The 19,020-nt window shown below is 39.1% G+C and carries 12 protein-coding genes; 9 read left to right on the plus strand and 3 right to left on the minus strand.

The window, feature by feature from the left end; translation table 11 throughout:
- Positions 1-164: 164 nt before the first annotated feature.
- Positions 165-1,598, plus strand: coding sequence for an IS21 family transposase (gene istA / locus DYH63_RS14595; protein ID WP_205528256.1), 1,434 nt, complete (start codon positions 165-167; stop codon positions 1,596-1,598).
- A gap of 102 nt (positions 1,599-1,700) precedes the next feature.
- Complete coding sequence (istB, locus tag DYH63_RS14600; protein WP_116789494.1) at positions 1,701-2,447, plus strand: IS21-like element helper ATPase IstB; 747 nt, start codon at positions 1,701-1,703, stop codon at positions 2,445-2,447.
- 178 nt (positions 2,448-2,625) lie between these two features.
- On the opposite strand, the gene DYH63_RS14605 is transcribed toward istB, so the two are convergent.
- Both DYH63_RS14605 and DYH63_RS14610 read right to left on the minus strand, forming a co-directional pair.
- Complete coding sequence (locus DYH63_RS14605) at positions 2,626-3,333, minus strand: LytR/AlgR family response regulator transcription factor (RefSeq protein WP_116789495.1); 708 nt, start codon at positions 3,331-3,333, stop codon at positions 2,626-2,628.
- Positions 3,309-4,331 carry a sensor histidine kinase gene (locus tag DYH63_RS14610; protein ID WP_116789496.1) on the minus strand — a complete coding sequence of 341 codons (1,023 nt, stop codon included), beginning with the start codon at positions 4,329-4,331 and terminating at the stop codon, positions 3,309-3,311. Before DYH63_RS14610 ends, DYH63_RS14605 begins: the two co-directional genes overlap by 25 nt.
- A 164-nt stretch (positions 4,332-4,495) precedes the next feature.
- Between DYH63_RS14610 and DYH63_RS14615 the strand changes: the two genes are divergently transcribed.
- The 7 genes from DYH63_RS14615 to DYH63_RS14645 all read left to right on the plus strand — a co-directional run bounded on the left by DYH63_RS14615 (position 4,496) and on the right by DYH63_RS14645 (position 17,873).
- Positions 4,496-5,473 (plus strand): hypothetical protein, encoded by a 978-nt coding sequence (locus tag DYH63_RS14615; RefSeq protein WP_162927043.1) that lies wholly within the window; start codon positions 4,496-4,498, stop codon positions 5,471-5,473.
- A 130-nt stretch (positions 5,474-5,603) separates the two neighbouring features.
- Positions 5,604-6,914: a TolC family protein gene (locus DYH63_RS14620; protein ID WP_240409016.1), complete on the plus strand. Its 1,311-nt coding sequence runs from the start codon at positions 5,604-5,606 to the stop codon at positions 6,912-6,914.
- Positions 6,915-6,919: 5 nt separating this feature from the next.
- Positions 6,920-7,978, plus strand: coding sequence for an efflux RND transporter periplasmic adaptor subunit (locus DYH63_RS14625; RefSeq protein WP_116789499.1), 1,059 nt, complete (start codon positions 6,920-6,922; stop codon positions 7,976-7,978).
- A 5-nt stretch (positions 7,979-7,983) separates the two neighbouring features.
- Positions 7,984-11,100 (plus strand): efflux RND transporter permease subunit, encoded by a 3,117-nt coding sequence (locus DYH63_RS14630; protein WP_116789500.1) that lies wholly within the window; start codon positions 7,984-7,986, stop codon positions 11,098-11,100.
- 93 nt (positions 11,101-11,193) lie between these two features.
- Positions 11,194-12,630 (plus strand): MFS transporter, encoded by a 1,437-nt coding sequence (locus tag DYH63_RS14635; RefSeq protein WP_116789501.1) that lies wholly within the window; start codon positions 11,194-11,196, stop codon positions 12,628-12,630.
- Between the two features lie 719 nt (positions 12,631-13,349).
- Positions 13,350-15,545 carry a TonB-dependent receptor gene (locus tag DYH63_RS14640; RefSeq protein ID WP_162927044.1) on the plus strand — a complete coding sequence of 732 codons (2,196 nt, stop codon included), beginning with the start codon at positions 13,350-13,352 and terminating at the stop codon, positions 15,543-15,545.
- Positions 15,546-15,680: 135 nt separating this feature from the next.
- Complete coding sequence (locus tag DYH63_RS14645; protein ID WP_205528257.1) at positions 15,681-17,873, plus strand: glycoside hydrolase family 3 N-terminal domain-containing protein; 2,193 nt, start codon at positions 15,681-15,683, stop codon at positions 17,871-17,873.
- Positions 17,874-17,940: 67 nt separating this feature from the next.
- Here DYH63_RS14645 and DYH63_RS14650 read toward each other — a convergent pair whose 3' ends face one another.
- A complete protein-coding gene (locus DYH63_RS14650) occupies positions 17,941-18,732 on the minus strand; it encodes an NUDIX hydrolase (RefSeq protein WP_116789503.1) in 792 nt (263 codons plus the stop codon).
- Positions 18,733-19,020: the final 288 nt, after the last annotated feature.

A 19,020-nucleotide genomic window follows, 5' to 3' on the forward strand; every position in this document is an offset into this window, starting at 1 on the left:
AAAATGACCCCTTTCCGCCAGAGCAAATTGACCCCTGTGGCCAATTGAAAATGCCCCCTCAAAAGAGTTTAAAAAAGTAGCCCGTTGTCGGCTTTGGAACAAGGTTTAGTTTAGCGTTTTGATAAACCTAAACCTGCGTAAGAATGTCCAATAAGCCGATAAAAATGAATAAATTAAGACAGATCATCCGCCTGTATTGCCAGGGGACGGGGATCAAAACAATCCACGGGATGGTGGGCACCTCCCGCAACACAATCAAGAAATATGTCCGCATCTGGAACGGTCTGGATATAGATTTTGAGGCCTTTAGCGCCAAAAGCGACAGCGAACTCTCTATCATTTTTACTACTCCTGTTGCCAAAATCCATAGCAGCCCACGTATGCAGGAGTTAGAGCCATTACTGCCTGAGCTATGTAAAAGGCTTAAAAAGAAAGGTATGACCAGGGAACTGCTCTATAAGGAATACCTTGAGAGATATCCAGATGGTTATAGCCGTTCCAGTTTTAATAATGCCATCCATACTTACCTGCAACTCGCCCGGCCAGTCATGCATGTGGAGCACAAGGCGGGCGATAAGATGTATATTGATTTTGCTGGCAGCAAGCTGAAGGTTGGCCAGGGTGAGGCTGCACGCGATGTAGAGGTTTTTGTTGCCATACTGGGCTGTAGCCAGCTTACCTACGTGGAAGCCGTGGATAGCCAGCGTAAAGAAGACCTGATCCTTGCCTGCCAAAATGCGTTGCGTTACTTTGGTGGTGTGCCAAAGGCCATCGTGCCGGACAACCTTCGTTCGGCAGTAACACGGGGCAGCAAATATGAAGCAGTGCTTAATGATGAATTTGCTGCTTTTGCTGAACACTACGGCGTTACTATAGTGCCTGCACGTGTTTATAAACCCCGTGACAAGTCTTTAGTAGAAGGTGCAGTAAAACTAATCTACCGCAGCATTTACACCCGTCTGGAAGGTCATAGCTTCGATACTCTTGTATCCCTTAACGAATCAATACTCCCAGCACTTGAAATGCATAATAACAAGCCTTTCTCCGGGCGCAGCTACTCCCGTAGGGAACAGTTCGAGGAGATAGAGCGCGAAGCCTTATCTGCTTTAAACCCTATTGATTATCAGGTTCACAAGCAGGTAATGGTTACCGTTATGAAAAACGGCTACATACGTCTGGGGGAAGACATACATTACTACAGCGTACCTTATACCTACATCGGCAAAAAGGTAAAGATACTTTACACAACGGCATTGGTAAAGGTTTATTATCAGTATACCATGATTGCCTGCCATGAGCGAATAAGGAGCAAATACCACTACACAACCAATGAAGACCACCTTGCCTCACAACACCGCTTCCTTACCGAATGGAGCCCCGAGAAGTTTATACAGCAGGCACAGGCCATACACGAGGATGTAGCTCTTTATATAAGCAAAGTACTGGAACTTAAACCCTATCCCGAGCAGGCTTATAAATCCTGTTCGGGTATCTTAAGCTTTTCAAGACGTGTAGGCGCCGAAAGGCTTACCAATGCCTGCCGTTGGGCAATGAACCTTAGCCAGTACAATTACGGAGATACTGCGCAAGCGCCTTGACCAGCTTCAGGCTGAAGAAGAGTTAACAGAAATACCCCCGCACAATAACATCCGTGGAAGAGAATATTACCAATAATCATTACTATTAAAATAATAAAGACCATGAATAATGAAACGTTAGACAAGATGCGCCAGTTGCGCTTATATGGCATGTATGATGCCTTTAAAACCAATCTGGAAACTTCCCTAAAAGAATCGCTTACACCAGACCAGTTCATAGCTTTTTTAATAGCCAGCGAATGGGATGACCGACGTAACCGAAATATAGAACGGGCCATTAAGGCAGCGGGCTTCCGTTACAAAGCTTCGTTGGAAGAGGTAGATTATGCTATTGACCGGGGTCTGGATAAAAACCAGTTCCACAGGCTTGCAGGCCTTGACTTTATAAAAGAACATAAGGATATATTTATTATCGGATCTACCGGTACAGGCAAAAGCTACCTCGCAACAGCACTGGGCTACCAGGCTTGCCAAAACAGCTTTAAAGTAATGTACGTCAACACCGCTAAATTTATGGGGCAGCTTAAACTAGCCAAGGCAAAAGGCACCTTACTGGCTGAACTTAAGCGTATAGAACGTGTAGACCTGCTGATACTCGACGACTTTGGACTGCAACCCTTCGACCCCCAGTCAAGGCTTATACTGCTTGATATTATAGAAGACCGCCACCAGAAACGCTCTACGATGCTTACTTCCCAAATACCGGTAAAGCAATGGTATGATATAATCGGTGAGAAAACCATAGCTGACGCAGTACTTGACCGTATTGTTCATCACTCTTTAAGGCTGGAACTCTATGGTGAATCTTTAAGGAGAAGAAAATCTAAATCAGATAATGTATTTTTGTAAAAATATTAGTGAATAACCAGGACTAAAAACTACCGTTTTTAAAGCCTGAAACGAACTACAACTTTTACTCTTTTTTGTCAACAACTCTAAGGGGTCAATTTGCTCTGGCGAGAGGGGGTCAATTTAATTGGTATATCCAATAAGTTGATCAGTCCTTACATTATACGATTATTAGATTTTACTCAAGATTTTCTAAAGACAGCTGGTACTTTCTACCTACAGGTAATTTAACTATGTTATTAATTTCTACAAAACGATTTTGAAATAATGTAATGTATGATTTATTAACTATGTATGCTCTATGTATGCGTAAAAAGTAGTGGCTGTCAAGCTCTTTCAACACACCAGACAATGTTCCGTGTAACACCAGTGCAGGAACGCTGTTTTTACAGTGGACCTTTATGTAATTACCAAGACTTTCTATATAAATAATCTCATCAAAAGAGATGTTTATATTTTCGCCATTGTGTTTACATTTAAGCTGCTGGCGGCCGTTTTTACTATGCTGCTTTTCTATACTATACTTATAAAAAGCTTTAGCTTTATCTACAGCCTTTTCAAATTTTTCAAGAGCAATAGGTTTCAACAGATAGTCTACCACATCCAGTTCAAATGCCCTCATCGCATAATCAGAATATGCCGTCGTAACTATAGTTAAGGGGCGGACAGGCTGAAGCTCCATCAATTCTACTCCTGATATTACAGGCATGTTAATATCTAGAAAAATAATATCAAACTGCCTTTCGCTAAGTAGCCTCAATGCCTCTTTCCCACTGTAGGCACTTGCTGTGTGTTCAAGGTCTGCATACTTTGAAATATGTGATGAGAGGGCTTTGTGAGCCGGAGTTTCATCATCAATTATCAGGCAACGGTAGGTAGTTCCCATAATGTTAGTTTTGTTATAAAGATATCTTTGTCAGAATTATGGATAAGTTCATGTTTAAGACCGCAAACCTCCAGTCGCCTTTTTAAATTTTCAATGCCTATGCCTGTGCTATTCAGTCGTGAACCTGTAGATAAATACGTATTTTCAATAGCGAAAGTGAGATTGCCATTTTCTATTATGAAGCGCATATAAATTCTTGGAATACCTGTTTCCGCAGAAAACTTAATGGCATTTTCCACTAGAGGCAAGAATATTAATGGCGGAAGTAAGAAATGGGCAAAATCCCCTTCATACTCCTGCTTAACCAGAAGACGTTCATTACTAAAGGTATAATAGTCAATATATCTCTTCATAAAACTAATTTCTTCATTTAGAGAAACTGTATGTCTTTTTGTAGCTTCAATTTGGTAGCGAAGCATATCTGATAAATTTAATATTCTGGACGGTACTTTATCTGGCTCCGCCAGAGATTCACCGTACAGATTGTTCATAACATTAAGCAAAAAATGCGGATTCAACTGTTGTTTTAAAAACGTCAATTCTGATTCCGCGCTGATTAAGTCCTGTTGCTCCTGCAAAATGTTCTTCATGATCCATAGATGCAAAAAATAAATACCGGTACCCCCTACAGCAATGGTTACCGTTGTTACAACTGCAAGTTTACTTTTGTTAATTGTAATGAAATAAAGATCAAGTACGTAATGGCAAAATATCCAATACATTAAAAAGCATATACAGAAGAACAAATATTTTTTTTCAAAAAACAGTTTTTGTAGAAGAATAAGATTGCTGCCTATAATTAGTAAAAATATAAATGCCATTGACTTTATAACATTTAAATAAATAACAACTGGGTTTTTATCAACCTGGGTACCGTAACTGTTGAAATTATTATTATAAAGGTCGTTATATAAACTTATAAATATGATCAGACTAAAAATGACAAGTACTCCAAAATTCCTGATGTATATATTGCGGTATAAGGTAATGAGTTTCATGTGTCAAAAATAAGCTAATATATTGTTTGTCAATTTAAATTACACAAACGCCATTCGTGTAATTTTTTCGGCGTTTAAATAAAAACCACCATCACATCGCTTTGACATCATTACTTTTGAACAGTTTCATCACTCGTACACACGTATCTCATTAAAAATTATCCATGACCAAGTTTTGTCTTTGTCTAACATTGATTTTAATAGCCTCTTCAAATGCAAATGCCCAAGATTCCATAGCAAATACTGCTGCTAAAGCTATTACCGAAAAATTTCCGGCAACCCGCACCTTTTATTTACAATATGATTTTTTGGGCCCGTCAGATTATAAGACCGAATTATTTCGAAACGATTATGAAAGGTCTAGAGTAAAGTCCCATACCCGATTCAAAATGACAGCTAATCTTCCCGTTTATAAATCAAAAAATCATCTGTTCTTTATTACGGGTACCATGAATTATAAGCAAGAATCTTATTCATTGGGTAATGTCTATGCCCATTCATCGCAGACGGTTTCGGACAGGGATAATCAGGAGTTCCATTATATTGCCGGCGCAATAAGTGCAACGTATTTTAAAACCATTTTTAAAAAACAAATTATATATAACGCCACCTTAACGGTCGATGGTAATGATAAGGATGTGCAGCGTGTTAAAGGCCTTGTATCAGCGGCGGTAGTGCTTAAAAAAACGGCCTCGACCACTATAACGGCTGGTATGGTTGTAATACTTGACCTATCAACACTTGTACCTATTGCACCGTTGTTTTCTTTTGAGCATCAATTTCGTAATTCGGAGTGGAATGTTGATGTCATTTTACCTCAGCGCTTCTTTATAAAAAGGCCTTTCCTACGCAATGGCAGGATTTCTCTTGGAACTGAATTGAATAGTGAAAACTACTATATCAATTTTAACAACAACGCTTTACAGGGCACTTATGAACTCAATCAGTTTGAATTGCGTTCCGGAGTAACATACGAGTATAGTCTGTATAAATGTCTTGTAGGAAGTTTTAGGTGCGGAATGCTAAACGTTGTCAATTCAAGGGTCACAAAGCGGGGCGAGAAGACAAGCGAGTATGTCATTGACTATAAACAGGATCCACAATATTATTTCAATGTAGGGTTTTCATACAACCCCTTTTAATATAAAGCATTTTTTCCTGTAACGTGTATGTCAGGTGGTTTCTTAATACCTAAACTAAAATTAACCAGATAAATAAAATACAGTAGTAAACAAAATAGAAATAAATTATATGGGCAAATATCGGATCTTTATGTTTATTACCCTGATCTCTTTCACTCTGAGTGCACAGGAACATTGGACATTGAAACAATGCATCGAATACGGGTTAAAAAATAACAGGAATAATACAATATACGCGAATCAGAAAAAAGCTGCTGATGCAAGGGCTAAAGAAGCACTCGCTGAATACTTGCCAAAGATTGCCTTGACAAGTACATTAGACGACAATTTAAGGGTACAGGAGACTATTATCCCGGCAGGCATCTTCAGTGATCAGGACATTAGGGTTGCATTTACCAAGAAGTTCCAGGCCAATAATACTGCCCAACTGGACCAGGTAATTTACGACCAGTCCTTATTAACCGGTTTAAAAGCAAATAAGTACAATAAGGAGCAGGCGCAACTGAATTTGAAACAGACCCAGGAGTCAATCATCTATAATATAAGCAGTGCCTATTTTCAAATTAGTGTGTATAGGGAACAACTCGAACTATTAATCGCAAATAAGGAAATCTACCGCAGGCAGATGGAAATATTCCAGCTGCAGGTAGATAAAGGAGTCACCCTGCAAAAGGACCTGGATAAGGTTACCGTAGATTATAATAATAATTCTTCTCAGATACGTGTAGCAGAAAGTAATTTAAAGCTTGCGGAAAATGAGTTAAAATTTGAAATGGGTTACCCTATCGAAAATACATTAATAGTAGATACCATTGACAGTGAAAAAGTTCCCCAAATAACCAGTAAATTAACTGATAATGCCTTTTCACCTTCTAAAAAAACTGAATTTCAATTGTCTGAAAATAAAATCAGGCTTCTTGAAATAGAGGCTAAACGAATTAGGCATGAAGCCCTTCCCAAATTATCTGCCTATGCGAGGTATGGTGCTTTAGGTTTTGGCGATACAGTGGGAGAGACCTATCGGGAACTCTCGATGTTTTCAGCAATTGGCCTGAAGCTTAATATACCTATACTTGATTTCTACCGCCGGGGTGCCCAACATGACCAGGCGGAAATTGAGCGGGACAATGCCCAGGAACAGTTGAAGATTGATGAAGGAAGATATAAGGTAGATTACCAAAACGCACAGACCAAGATTGTTGAAGCGCAGACTAATGTGGAAAACGACCGCCGGAATGTGACCCTGGCCGAATCGGTACTGCAGACAACCGACCTTCAATTTCAAAAAGGGGTAACAAATCTTACAGACTGGCTCAATACCCAGAGTTCTTTAAGGACAGCCCAAAATAGCTACCTAAACTCACTATACAACTTTTACCTTGCTACACTGGACCTTGAGAAAGCTGCCGGCACACTTACTGAATTTTATAACTCACTATAACTTAAATGAAAAAGAAAACGATTATCATAATTATAATAGTAGCAATTGTTGGACTGATCATATTTCAGCTTGCGAATAACAAAAGTAAGATCAACGAGAAAAACAAGCCCGTTGCGGTTGGTGATATCAGTATTCCGGTAACTGTTGCGCAGGTGAAATTGCAAAGGCAGGATATTAAAATAATTAAAACAGGTTCGCTGGCCCCTTTTAAAGAGGCAACGGTATTAGCCCCTGCCAATGGAAACATCCTTAAGTTGTCATTTGCTTTAGGGGACCAGGTAAAAAAGGGACAGTTACTCGCAGTAATTGATACTAAGGTACTTCAATTGGACCTGCAAAAGTCAGAGAGTAACGTAATAAAACAACTACAGGATTACGAAACCTACAGTGAGCTTTTGAAAGGTGGAGCAGCAACAAAGGAGAAGGTCAATGAAATAAGGCAAACCTACCAAGATGCCTTAAACCAGTCACAACAGCTAAAAAGGCAAATTAGTGATGCCAGTATTAAAGCATCGACCACAGGGGTAATTGCGACTAAAAAAATTGAAGAGGGTGTATATGTAACCTCTGGCGCAGAGATTACTACTATCGTTAACCTTTCACAGGTGAAAGTTCAGGTGAACCTTACCGAAAGGGAGGTATACCAAGTAGTGGAAGGACAGAAAATAAAGATTACTACTGATATTTTTCCGGACAGGATTTTTGAGGGTACTATATCTTACATAAGTCCTCGGGCAGACCAGACCCACAATTATCAGGTTGAAATTATAGCCGCAAATACGGGGGGAGTACAATTGCGCCCGGGAACATTTGTATATGCTGATTTCTCCCGCAAAACATCAAAGGATATTATAGTTATACCCCGTGAGGCACTTATCGAGAGTACAAAGGACGGTAGCGTATATGTTACTAAAGATGGTAAGGCTGTATTGCGTACAATTACTACAGGCGCAGACTTCGGAAACGGAATTGAGGTATTGACAGGACTAGAGCCCGGAGAGCAGGTAATAACCTCCGGACAGATCAATTTAAAGGACGGGGCGAAAATAAATATATCAAAGTAAACACTATGTCAATAACTGAAATTGCAGTAAAAAGACCGTTACTGATTGTGGTAATTTTTACCATCTTAATTCTTTTCGGTATACAATCGTACCTGTCATTAAATTATAAACTATTACCCACCATAGAAATTCCCACAATATCTGTAAGTACAATATACCCGGGTGCATCAGCGGGAGAAGTTGAAACCTCAGTGACCAAAAAGCTAGAAGACGCATTTTCATCTGTTGAAGGGCTTGATAAAATCAACTCTACATCACAGGAAAGCTTGTCCCAAATTACCATACAGCTTAAAAGTGGTACCAACATTGACCAGGCCGAGCGTGATGTACAAAGAAAGGCAGACCAGGCATTGAATGACCTCCCTGAAAATTCTGAGCGCCCTCAGGTAAATAAGGTTAACTTAGAAGAAACCCCTGTAATAAGCGCCGGCGTCACCGCAGAACTGCCGCCACGCCAACTGTACGATATGGTGGATAAAAATCTCAGGCCCCTGTTGCAAAATGTTAGTGGTGTAGGTGCCGTTAATATCATTGGTGGTGATGAGAGAACCGTAAAAATAAATATATTCCAGGATAAGCTGAAGGGATATGGCCTGTCTATAACTCGGGTCAGCCAGGCTGTGAACAGTGCCAACCTGTCTTTTCCTGCGGGAAACCTTGAAACCAAAAGCCAGCAATTATCAATACGGTTTGATGCAAACGTTACCTCTGTCGATCAGTTGCGTACCATTATTATCAGCCAGATACCCGGCCAGGGTAACATATATTTAAAGGATATCGCCGAGGTAGTAGATGCTACAGCAAAAACTACCGCTATCAATCATATCAACGGCATACCATCAATTGGAATCCAAATCATAAAGCAGACGGATGCCAATGCGGTGGAAGTAAGCGAACAGGTCAAAAAGACCTTTGAGTCAATCGAGGAACAGTACAAGTCGAAAAAATTCAAATTTAATATTGCTTCCGATCAAAGTGAATACACCCTGCATTCGGCTGATGCTGTCATGGAAGATCTCTTCTTGGCAGTGCTAATTGTGGGAATTGTTATGATGGCTTTCCTGCACAGCTTCAGGAGTTCGATGTTCGTACTTATTGCATTGCCTTCGTCAATAATACCAACATTTATTGCCATGAACCTCTTTGGGTTCTCCCTGAACTTAATGACATTAATGGCCATGTCATTAGTGGTGGGCATCCTTGTAGATGACTCAATTGTTGTGCTCGAAAATATATACCGCCATCTTGAAATGGGTTCCGATAAACGCACTGCTGCACTGGATGGGCGTAACGAAATTGGATTTACTGCTCTGGCTATTACACTTGTAGACGTTGTTGTTTTCCTTCCCTTGGCATTATCAGGAGGTATTATAGGCGCCCTATTGCAGGAATTTTCTCTAGTGGTTGTAATCTCAACCTTAATGAGCTTATTTGTTTCTTTTACCATCACACCCTTGCTGGCCAGCCGCTTTGGTAAAATTGAAGTTTTGTCCAAGGATACACTCTGGGGACGAATCAATCTTAAATTTGAGCATTTTATAGATGTTTTAAAGGATGACTATGCCTGGTTACTGGAAAAGGCATTGCGACGAAAAAGGTGGCTGCTTTCAGGTACAATTTTAATGATTATTGGTTCTATAGCCCTAGTAGCAACAGGATTTGTCGGTGCAGCTTTTATACCGCAGTCCGATCAGGGAGAAATAATGATCAGCCTTGAGCTTGAGCCATCAGCGGCAATATACCGCACAAATATGATTACCCAGCGTGCAGAAAAAATAATAATGAAAGACAGCCTGGTTAAAAACGTATTTTCGAATATAGGTTTTGTATCCGGCGGTGTGGCCGGAGCAACGGGTACAGCTAACCTTGCCGAAATTTTAGTAACATTAGTTGATAAGGGTGACCGTCCAATTTCTGCCGAAGAATTCGGTATTGAACTACAGCGCAAACTGAGTGAGGAAATACCCGGGGTTAAAATCAGTGCTGCACCCACGTCTATTGCAGGTGGCGGTAACCAGGCTCCGATACAGGTTGCAATTAAAGGCGTAAACCTAAAAGACGTGCGCTCGGTCGCAGAACAATATCAGAAAGCGATTGCAACCGTCCCTGGGACACGTTTTGTGAAACTATCGGTGAAAGACAGGAAACCCGAGGTTCAGGTAAATTTAGACAGGGAAAAAATGGCGCTATTAGGTCTCAATGCCAGCCAGGTAGGTGCTGCCCTACAAAATGCATTTAGTGGTAATGATGAAAGCCAGTATAAGGAATCCGGGAATGAATATGATATCTTAATTGGCTTTGACGAATATAGTAAAACCAATATTGATAATGTACGTAACCTTCCCTTCGCTAATAATGACGGGCAGTCATTCGTGCTGGGCCAGTTTGCAGAGGTACGCCAAGGGCTAGGTGAAACTACGCTTCAACGAATAGACCGCCTTAACAGCATCACAGTTGAGTCTGCAATCGCAGGAAGGCCATCAGGAAGTGTAACAGCAGATATCAGGGAAAAAATTAAGTCTATAAAGCTACCGCAGGGAATCAGTGTCGAACATTTGGGAGATGCTAAAAATCAAGGTGATGCATTTGGAAGTCTTGGCCTTGCGTTACTTACCGCAATAGTCCTGGTATACCTTATTATGGTAGCGCTGTACGAAAATGCTATTTACCCTTTTGTCGTATTGTTTTCAATTCCTGTAGCCTTAATTGGTGCATTGCTTGCCTTGGCACTCTCCTACGAGACGCTGAATATATTCTCTATCATCGGTATAATCATGCTCTTAGGCTTGGTTTCAAAAAATGCTATTCTAATCGTTGACTTTACAAACCAGCTAAAATCTGAAGGGTATGGTGTTAGAGAAGCATTGGTAGAAGCGGGTAAAGAAAGGTTAAGGCCTATACTTATGACAACCTTGGCAATGATATTGGGTATGTTGCCTATAGCCCTGGCAAGCGGATCTGGCTCAGAGGTCAAAAACGGCATGGCGTGGGTCATTATAGGAGGGCTTACAAGCTCTATGATCCTTACGCTTTTTGTAGTTCCATCAATGTACCTAATCATAGACGGACTGCGAAACCGTTTCTCTAAAAAAACTGTAACTATTAATAACCATCATAAGTAAAGTGATATCATTTTACAAAGTATTTAAAAGTCAATTCTGATTAGTGCACTAATTGGAGATAGTAAATTTTATTAAATCCTCTAACGCCAACCCATGAATAATACCAAGCAAACAAAATGGAATCAATTTATCCCATTGGCATCTGTATTTTTTTTCTGGGGATTCGTTGCCGCCAGTAACGACATCCTTATTCCCGTATTTCAAAAGGCATTTAACCTGCTACCATGGCAAAGTCAATTGGTATCATTCGCCTTCTATGTTGCCTACACTATCGGATCGATTATTTACATAGTTGTTTCAATCTTTAGCGGCAAAGATGTTATTGAACGGCTGGGGTATAAAAATTCTCTGGCACTGGGGCTAGCTGTTTCTGCCATAGGTACCATTTTGTTTTATCCGGCTGCGGAACAGGGTTCATTTGTGATTTTGCTATCAGGCCTTTTTATCGTCGGACTTGGTTTTTCTCTGCAGCAAACTGTCGCAAACCCTCTAGCAATTGCACTTGGCCCTACGAGTACAGGTTCTCAAAGATTAACACTGGCAGGGGGGATTAATAATTTTGGAACTACTATTGGCCCCCTCGCAATAAGTTACGCAATCTTTGGAAAGGTGTCATCGGCAAGCTCCGGAATAGACATTAATACCGTAAAGTTACCTTATTTAATCTTAGGGGTAGCTTTCTTAACCATAGCCGTTTTACTTAAGTTCTCCTCATTGCCAACGCATCCCGACGTTTCTGCTGTAGAGGTAAACGATAAATACCCCGGCGATAAAAAGACGGCTTTACACTACCCACAGTTAATCATGGGTATGGTAGCTGTATTTTTATATGTTGGGGTAGAAGTTTCTACAGCGAGTAACCTGCCGTCATATCTGATAGAAAAATTAAATTTTGATGAGAGCGCTGTCAGCCCTTATATATCATTATATTGGGCCAGCATGATGATAGGCCGTTGGGGAGGTGCTGTCGGAGCTTTTACAACAAACGCAGTGTTACAATATATTTTTAAAATAGTTGCGCCGTACCTTGCTTTCGGAATTTTTCTTGCTGCCAATGCACTCATGGGTTATGACATCGCACCATTTTACGTATATGCTTATATAATTGTAGTATTAATTGTTGCCGACTTTATCAGTAAGGGTAATCCGGCAGTAATGCTTGGAATCTTTTCAATACTAGGTATAATTGTAACGATTATAGGAATGGTCAGTAACGGCATGATAAGTGTATATGCATATACAAGTGTAGGGCTATTTTGCAGTACATTATGGCCGTGTATTTTTACACTTGCTGTGGCTGGTCTTGGGAAGCGAACAACCCAAGGAAGCACGTTACTCATTATGATGATTATGGGTGGCGGTATAATTAGCTTATTACAGGGGTATGTTGCAGGAATTGTTGGTATCCAACTAAGTTATATTATGGGAGTATTATGTTTTGCATATTTAGTGATATATGCCTTTGTGGTAAAGAAGATACTGAAAGATCAGGGAATCATTTATAATAAAGTTAAAAGTGGTGGACATTAAATATATCTAAACTGGACTGCAAATTTGTTGTTCTAAGCCTGTTTTATTCTAAAACTCTTATAAAATTTAAATTTTAGGTTGTAACTATATAAGTACTGTATTCATCCTGCAATAATTAACTTCAGGTTTGATTGCAGGAGACTTATCGATAGCAGGAAGTCACGGACCTTGATAAATATGTTCAGTTTAAGAAAAAATGAAAACACTTCCCTTACAAATAAAGCTTCGACATCAATTCCACTTCATACAGAGTGCCTACTAAGTGAATATTCAGAATTTACAATTGAGCAGTAACTGATATTTTCAGTATTATTAGAATGAGACAATTAAGTGTATAAATCACACTATAACGTTATAGTATAAATTCTTCACAAAAAACACCTATTAGTCATATTGACGTAATGATTTTAATTGTTTTTATATATTATTATGATTTTTAAATAAAAATTTTGATATAATACTTTTTTATATCAAAATAATTTTTAAAACCATACAATACTCATACCTTTACGTCTATAGAACGCAATGCTTTTTAGCTGTAACCTTAACTCTCTAATTAAAAAAAAATGACAAAAATTACTCTTAAAATTCCTCTGTTTTTAGGTTGTCTACTGTTTCTAAACAATATTGTCGTAGCTCAGACCGTCAAGGATTCCCTGACGACCGTTGTGCAGTCAGATTCCTTGATAAAAAATAAAGAAGAAAAAAACAGGAATGTGATGCTCAATGCAGATAGCAACAACGGCCCCAGGAATGTGAATATCGGCCTCCCGTTTCAGGGGGACATAATCATATTGGAAAATGACCTACCTGTAGTATATACATTCCAGCCACAAATTCCTACTACTGTCTGGAGATATGACAACAGTCTCGGTAAAATGGGATTATTATCATTTGCAGAGGGTGCTTTGATTTATGGTAAAGTTGGTTATGCTGTTAACAGCTACGACCGTGAGGCCGGAAAGAAATTTCGCGGCTATGCTTCCTTCTATACCAATAGTTGGGGGTCGTACCGATATGACGCAACACTTACCGGTCCCATTGGCGAGAAAGGCTGGGGCTACACAGTAAGTATGTTTCAAAACTATGACCACTACAATGGCACAAACTACATGTACACGCAATGGGGTGACCGTACTTCGATATTTAAGGCTGGTATTTCTAAAAAATATAAAAACGGAAATATCCGGGTGCTTTGGAAACATTCTGTGTCCAAGCCAATATTTAGTACATATTACCCATTAACATATAAAGGTAATGGAAAAACGGAACCACTTCCAAATTTTCAACTTGGACAAGACAGTTACCTAATAGGTGACGGAAATGTGCCTTACTACGATGCAAACACAGGGGCTCCCGGAATGATAAACATGGACAGCGATATAGCAAGTAAATATATTGCAAATACTTTTTATCTTACAGGAAACCATAAGTTCAATAATGGTTTAAATATGACCTACTCTTCAATGTATATGGATGCAAAAGCACCATTTACCATACAGTTCCCTATAAGCCTACAGATCCAGGACCCAGACCAACAGGCGGCAAACGGTTCAATTTTCCAGATTCATAATAGCAATACGGTGTATGACGGATCTGTACAACTTGTTTCCAATACATTCGTACCACAATCTGATATTACAACAATTACAACAAGGCTAGAATTTACAAAACAGCTTGGTAAACACGCAGCGCGTTTAGGTTTTACGCAGCAGTACAACGATTTGCCTATACAATTTAATAACGGCGTTTATTATCAAACTGTAGAACCAAACCCTAGATTACTAGACTTCTACGTTAATGTAGCGCCCGGTACAAATTATCAGGTTACCAACGCTTTTGGCTTACTTCCGTCTGCGGGTATCGGGGATTATGTACACACCAAAGTACAAAAATACGCCATTTACGGTTCAGACGATTTCTCTATTAATAAATGGTGGGATCTTGGCCTTGGCGCAAGGATTGAACTGCAAAATGATAAGGAAGAGCATAATCAATATATCAATCAGTTCATTAACGACAGACCGCTGATAAAACAGGATTTTAATAATAATTGGAACAAAGTTTTCATTGCAAGTACAGTCATCAAGGCAACTAATAAATTTGGTTTTTTAGGTGATATAACATATAACGAGTTTTATAACCGTTACTGGGATTACAGATACAAAGATGCCAATGGTAATCCAATTGCGGAGCCTGGTTCGGCAGAGGGCGCTCTCCCTCTCAACGATTTAGCGTTAAAAGGCTCAATAAAAGTTATAAATTATGGTGGGGGCATTTATTTTAATTATGGCAATGCTTTGAGTATTGTTTCTAAAGTCACTAAAATATCAAAGAGCAATAACACTACTACGGCAGATATAACCAATCCTGCCAATCCTGCAGAGCGGGCAAAATTTAACCCTCTATTCTATGATATTGAAACAATTGGATGGACTACAGATATCGTTGCAAACCCTTTTAAAGGTTTTAATGTTCATTATCTCCTAACCCTGCAAAATCCAAAATATAAAAATTATTCTTATAGTGCGTTTGGTGTTAATTATAACATCAGTAACAACATTATACCGGAACTTTCAAAAGTACTAATGGAATTTGACCCTAGTTATACTTTTATGGATAACAAGCTACGCGCATGGATAAGTTTTCGCTATTTTGGTAAGCAGTATGCTAACCAGACCAATGCGTTTTTCTACAAGGGTTGGGTTGAAAATTTTGGAGGAATTGATTATCGTGTAAGCAGAAACATTGATTTCAAATTACAAGTAACCAACTTTTTGAACCAAGAGGGTGTAAAAGGTGCAATACAGGGTGCTGATCAAATTACAGATGCTACGCCATTTGTAAACAGGAAAGTGGCAGCAGGTGCAATTCGTCCACGTACATTAGAATTTACAGTTAATATCAAATTCTAGGCAACTATAAAATTTCATTATCTTACATAAAGATGAATTAACGATTCCTTCTGAAGTAACTCGGGAGGAATTGTTATTCATATTAATTTGCTACAGGATTATTAATTAATTTAAAAAATACAACTAAGCATAACCATGGTAAAATTTTTAACGCTTTTAGCTTTTTGCTGTTTTCAATTAGCTTATCCCCAACAGCCCTTATATAAACAAGCTGAAATCCCCATAGAGAAACGCATTAAAGATCTTCTAAAGCGGATGACCGTGGAAGAAAAAATTTTGCAGTTAAACCAGTATAAGTTAGGGGCTAACACAAATATAAATAATATTGGAGCCGCCAGTAATGAAATCCCTGCTGGCATCGGTTCATTAATATACTTTGGTGGTGACCCTGAATTCAGGAATCAAATACAAAAAAAGGCAGTCGAGGAGTCACGTTTAGGTATCCCGATACTTTTTGGATATGATATCATACACGGTTGCCGTACATTATATCCTATTCCATTGGCACAGGCATGTTCATGGAACCTAGATTTGGTAAAAACAAACAGTAGCATGTCTGCTAAAGAGACGGTGCTTAGTGGTGTTGACTGGGTATTTTCGCCCATGATTGACGTTTCTAGGGATCCTCGATGGGGACGTGTGGCAGAAGGATATGGTGAAGATCCCTATGTGAACGCTGTCTTTGGTGTAGCAACAATTCAAGGATATCAGGGGACAAGCCTTTCCGATCCCTATTCTGTAGCTGCATGCCTTAAACATTATGTGGGTTATGGAATGTCTGAAGGAGGACGTGATTACCGATACTCTAATATATCAAAGCAGTCGCTATGGGAAACTTATCTTCCATCATTTGAAGCAGGGATCAATGCTGGTGCTGCAACCGTTATGAGTTCATTTAATGATATTAGTGGAATTCCCGCGACAAGCAATTACTACACGCTGACAGAAATATTAAAGAAACGATGGAAGCACGACGGATTTGTAGTCTCAGACTGGAATGCAATTGAACAACTTATAAATCAGGGCGTAGCTCAGGACAAGAAAGAGGCAGGAATGAAGGCTTTTTTGGCGGGTGTTGAAATGGATATGATCGATAACATATATTTAGAACATTTTAAGGAATTGCTGGCAGAGAAAAAAATATCGATACAGTCAATTGACGAAGCAGTTACGCGCATCTTAAGAGTAAAGTTCAGATTAGGACTTTTTGAAAACCCATATACAACTATAATAGAAAAAGAAAAACGCTATTTGCAACCAGAAAGTATTAAAAACGCTGCCAAGCTTGCAGAAGAATCTATAGTATTGCTAAAAAATGAGAATAATATTTTACCTATTTCTCCACTGTTAAAAAAAATTGCACTTGTAGGCCCAATGGCTAAAGACAAGCAAAACCTAATGGGATCATGGAGTGGATATGCAAAGTCAGCTGATGTTGAGACTATATTTAGTGGAATGGAAAAAGAGTTTAGTAATAAAGCACAGCTAAACTATGCAAAGGGCTGTGATTTTGACGGCGATGATGAGTCGGGGTTTGAAGAAGCGATTAAAGTAGCAAATCAGTCGGACATCATTGTTGTATGTTTGGGTGAAAGAAGAGTTTGGTCAGGAGAAAACGCTTCAAGATCTACGTTATCGTTGCCGATAATACAAGAAAAATTGGTCGAAGAGTTAAAAAAAACAGGAAAACCAATTGTGCTTATTTTATCTAATGGGCGCCCTATAGAGTTGGAAAGACTGGAGAAATTTTCAGATGCGATACTGGAAATATGGCAGCCAGGTGTAGCTGGAGGAACTCCTGTAGCCGGCATTGTATCTGGGAGAATTAACCCATCCGCTAAGCTAGCAATTACTTTTCCACTGGTAACTGGACAAATACCAACTTACTACAACATGCGTCCAAGTGCAAGGGAAGCTAAATTGGGAGCTTATCAAGATAAGCCTACAGAACCATTATACTGGTTTGGGCATGGTTTAAGTTATACTACATATAAATACAGCGAAGCCACGCTATCATCTCCTCGCATTAAGCCATCAGAAAAACTTACAGTGCAGGTCAAAGTTACCAATACCGGGGATGTTTCAGGTAAAGAGAGCGTCTTGTGGTACATTTCAGATCCGGTGTCTTCAATATCAAGACCTTTGAAAGAACTTAAATTTTTTGAGAAGAAAGAAATCCCGGCAGGTAATGAAGTTGTGTACACTTTTGAGATTGATCCAAATCGCGATCTTGCCTATTATGACGAAGAAGGACATAAAATTTTAGAACCAGGTATTTTTTACGTTCATGTTGACGACCAGAAAATCAAATTTGAACTTTTAAAGTAATACTTATGATTAAATTGGTTTGGACTCTTTCAAATGACTCATCATTTAAAAAGTCCAAACCGGTTGATCAGGTAATAAAAATACCTTCACTTAATGCAGATTTGTATGCCGCTTTGTTAAACGCGTACAGGTAGGGCGATCTGTGGCCAGGGGTATACCTGACCTCGTCTAATTTCACAATGATATCCTGGGACAGTAATTTTCTTGCAAAGTTACGGTCGTCCATTTCTTTGCCTAAAATAGTCTGGTAAAGCACCCTGATTTCAGGCAACGTAAATTTTTCGGGAAGCAATTCTAAACCAATTGGAAAGTGATAAATATTGTTTCGCAATGCTTCCAATGCTTCAGCAATTATCTGTGAATGGTCATAGAGTAGAGCTGGCAGGTTATTCACATCCCACCAACAGGTTTCCTCATCCTGGGTGTTGCCATTGATTACTACTTTAGAAAACTCAGTAAGTGTATAAAATCCAACAGTTGCAATTTGATCAAAAAGCCAGTGTGTATGGTCAAATTTGATTCCCGTAAGGGCAGTTAATGCCTCAGGGGTGATATGAGGATCAATATTCCGACCGGGCTCGCTAAATATTTTAAACTGTTTCAGGAACAGATTACTACTAATACCAGTACGCTGAACCGCTACCCGCATTGCAGCTGATTCAACATTTTCCGTTTTTTTGATGTAGCCTCCTGGAAGCATCCACGGTTCGATATAGGGATTGCGGATAAGAAGCACTTTTAGCTCTTTTTCGTGATACCCGAAAATAACATTATCGACAGCCAGGTTACTTAAATAATCTTTATTGCTTTGAGTAAAAAACTCATAAACATGGTAAAGCTTGTGGGATTTATTGATCATAAAACAAATTTATGACTTTTTAGTCAAAATAACGAACTGGGCATTTACCAGTATTGAAAATCCCGCTCCTGATCAATCTATAAATATCTTGTTTCGCACTATGCTTTGTCAGGATAAAGTAAAGTTTGATCCATTAATTAATTTAATTGCTATTTGAGTAGACAAATCAAGAAAATAAAATATCTTTACGTCATTATAACTAAAAGGTTTTTCCTGCTTAAATTTTTAAATTTTCTTTACTATAAGGAGAAGTGATGCCATTTTTTGCCGGTTCACTTTTTTGTTATA

The organism is Flavobacterium psychrotrophum (assembly GCF_003403075.1).
Classification (GTDB): Bacteria; Bacteroidota; Bacteroidia; order Flavobacteriales; family Flavobacteriaceae; genus Flavobacterium; species Flavobacterium psychrotrophum.

Coding starts and splice junctions, on each gene's coding strand:
- istA (WP_205528256.1), top strand. CDS start 165: ATGAATAAATTAAGACAGATCATCCGCCTGTATTGCCAGGGGACGGGG.
- istB (WP_116789494.1), top strand. CDS start 1,701: ATGAATAATGAAACGTTAGACAAGATGCGCCAGTTGCGCTTATATGGC.
- DYH63_RS14605 (WP_116789495.1), bottom strand. CDS start 3,333: ATGGGAACTACCTACCGTTGCCTGATAATTGATGATGAAACTCCGGCT.
- DYH63_RS14610 (WP_116789496.1), bottom strand. CDS start 4,331: ATGAAACTCATTACCTTATACCGCAATATATACATCAGGAATTTTGGA.
- DYH63_RS14615 (WP_162927043.1), top strand. CDS start 4,496: ATGACCAAGTTTTGTCTTTGTCTAACATTGATTTTAATAGCCTCTTCA.
- DYH63_RS14620 (WP_240409016.1), top strand. CDS start 5,604: ATGTTTATTACCCTGATCTCTTTCACTCTGAGTGCACAGGAACATTGG.
- DYH63_RS14625 (WP_116789499.1), top strand. CDS start 6,920: ATGAAAAAGAAAACGATTATCATAATTATAATAGTAGCAATTGTTGGA.
- DYH63_RS14630 (WP_116789500.1), top strand. CDS start 7,984: ATGTCAATAACTGAAATTGCAGTAAAAAGACCGTTACTGATTGTGGTA.
- DYH63_RS14635 (WP_116789501.1), top strand. CDS start 11,194: ATGAATAATACCAAGCAAACAAAATGGAATCAATTTATCCCATTGGCA.
- DYH63_RS14640 (WP_162927044.1), top strand. CDS start 13,350: ATGCTCAATGCAGATAGCAACAACGGCCCCAGGAATGTGAATATCGGC.
- DYH63_RS14645 (WP_205528257.1), top strand. CDS start 15,681: ATGGTAAAATTTTTAACGCTTTTAGCTTTTTGCTGTTTTCAATTAGCT.
- DYH63_RS14650 (WP_116789503.1), bottom strand. CDS start 18,732: ATGATCAATAAATCCCACAAGCTTTACCATGTTTATGAGTTTTTTACT.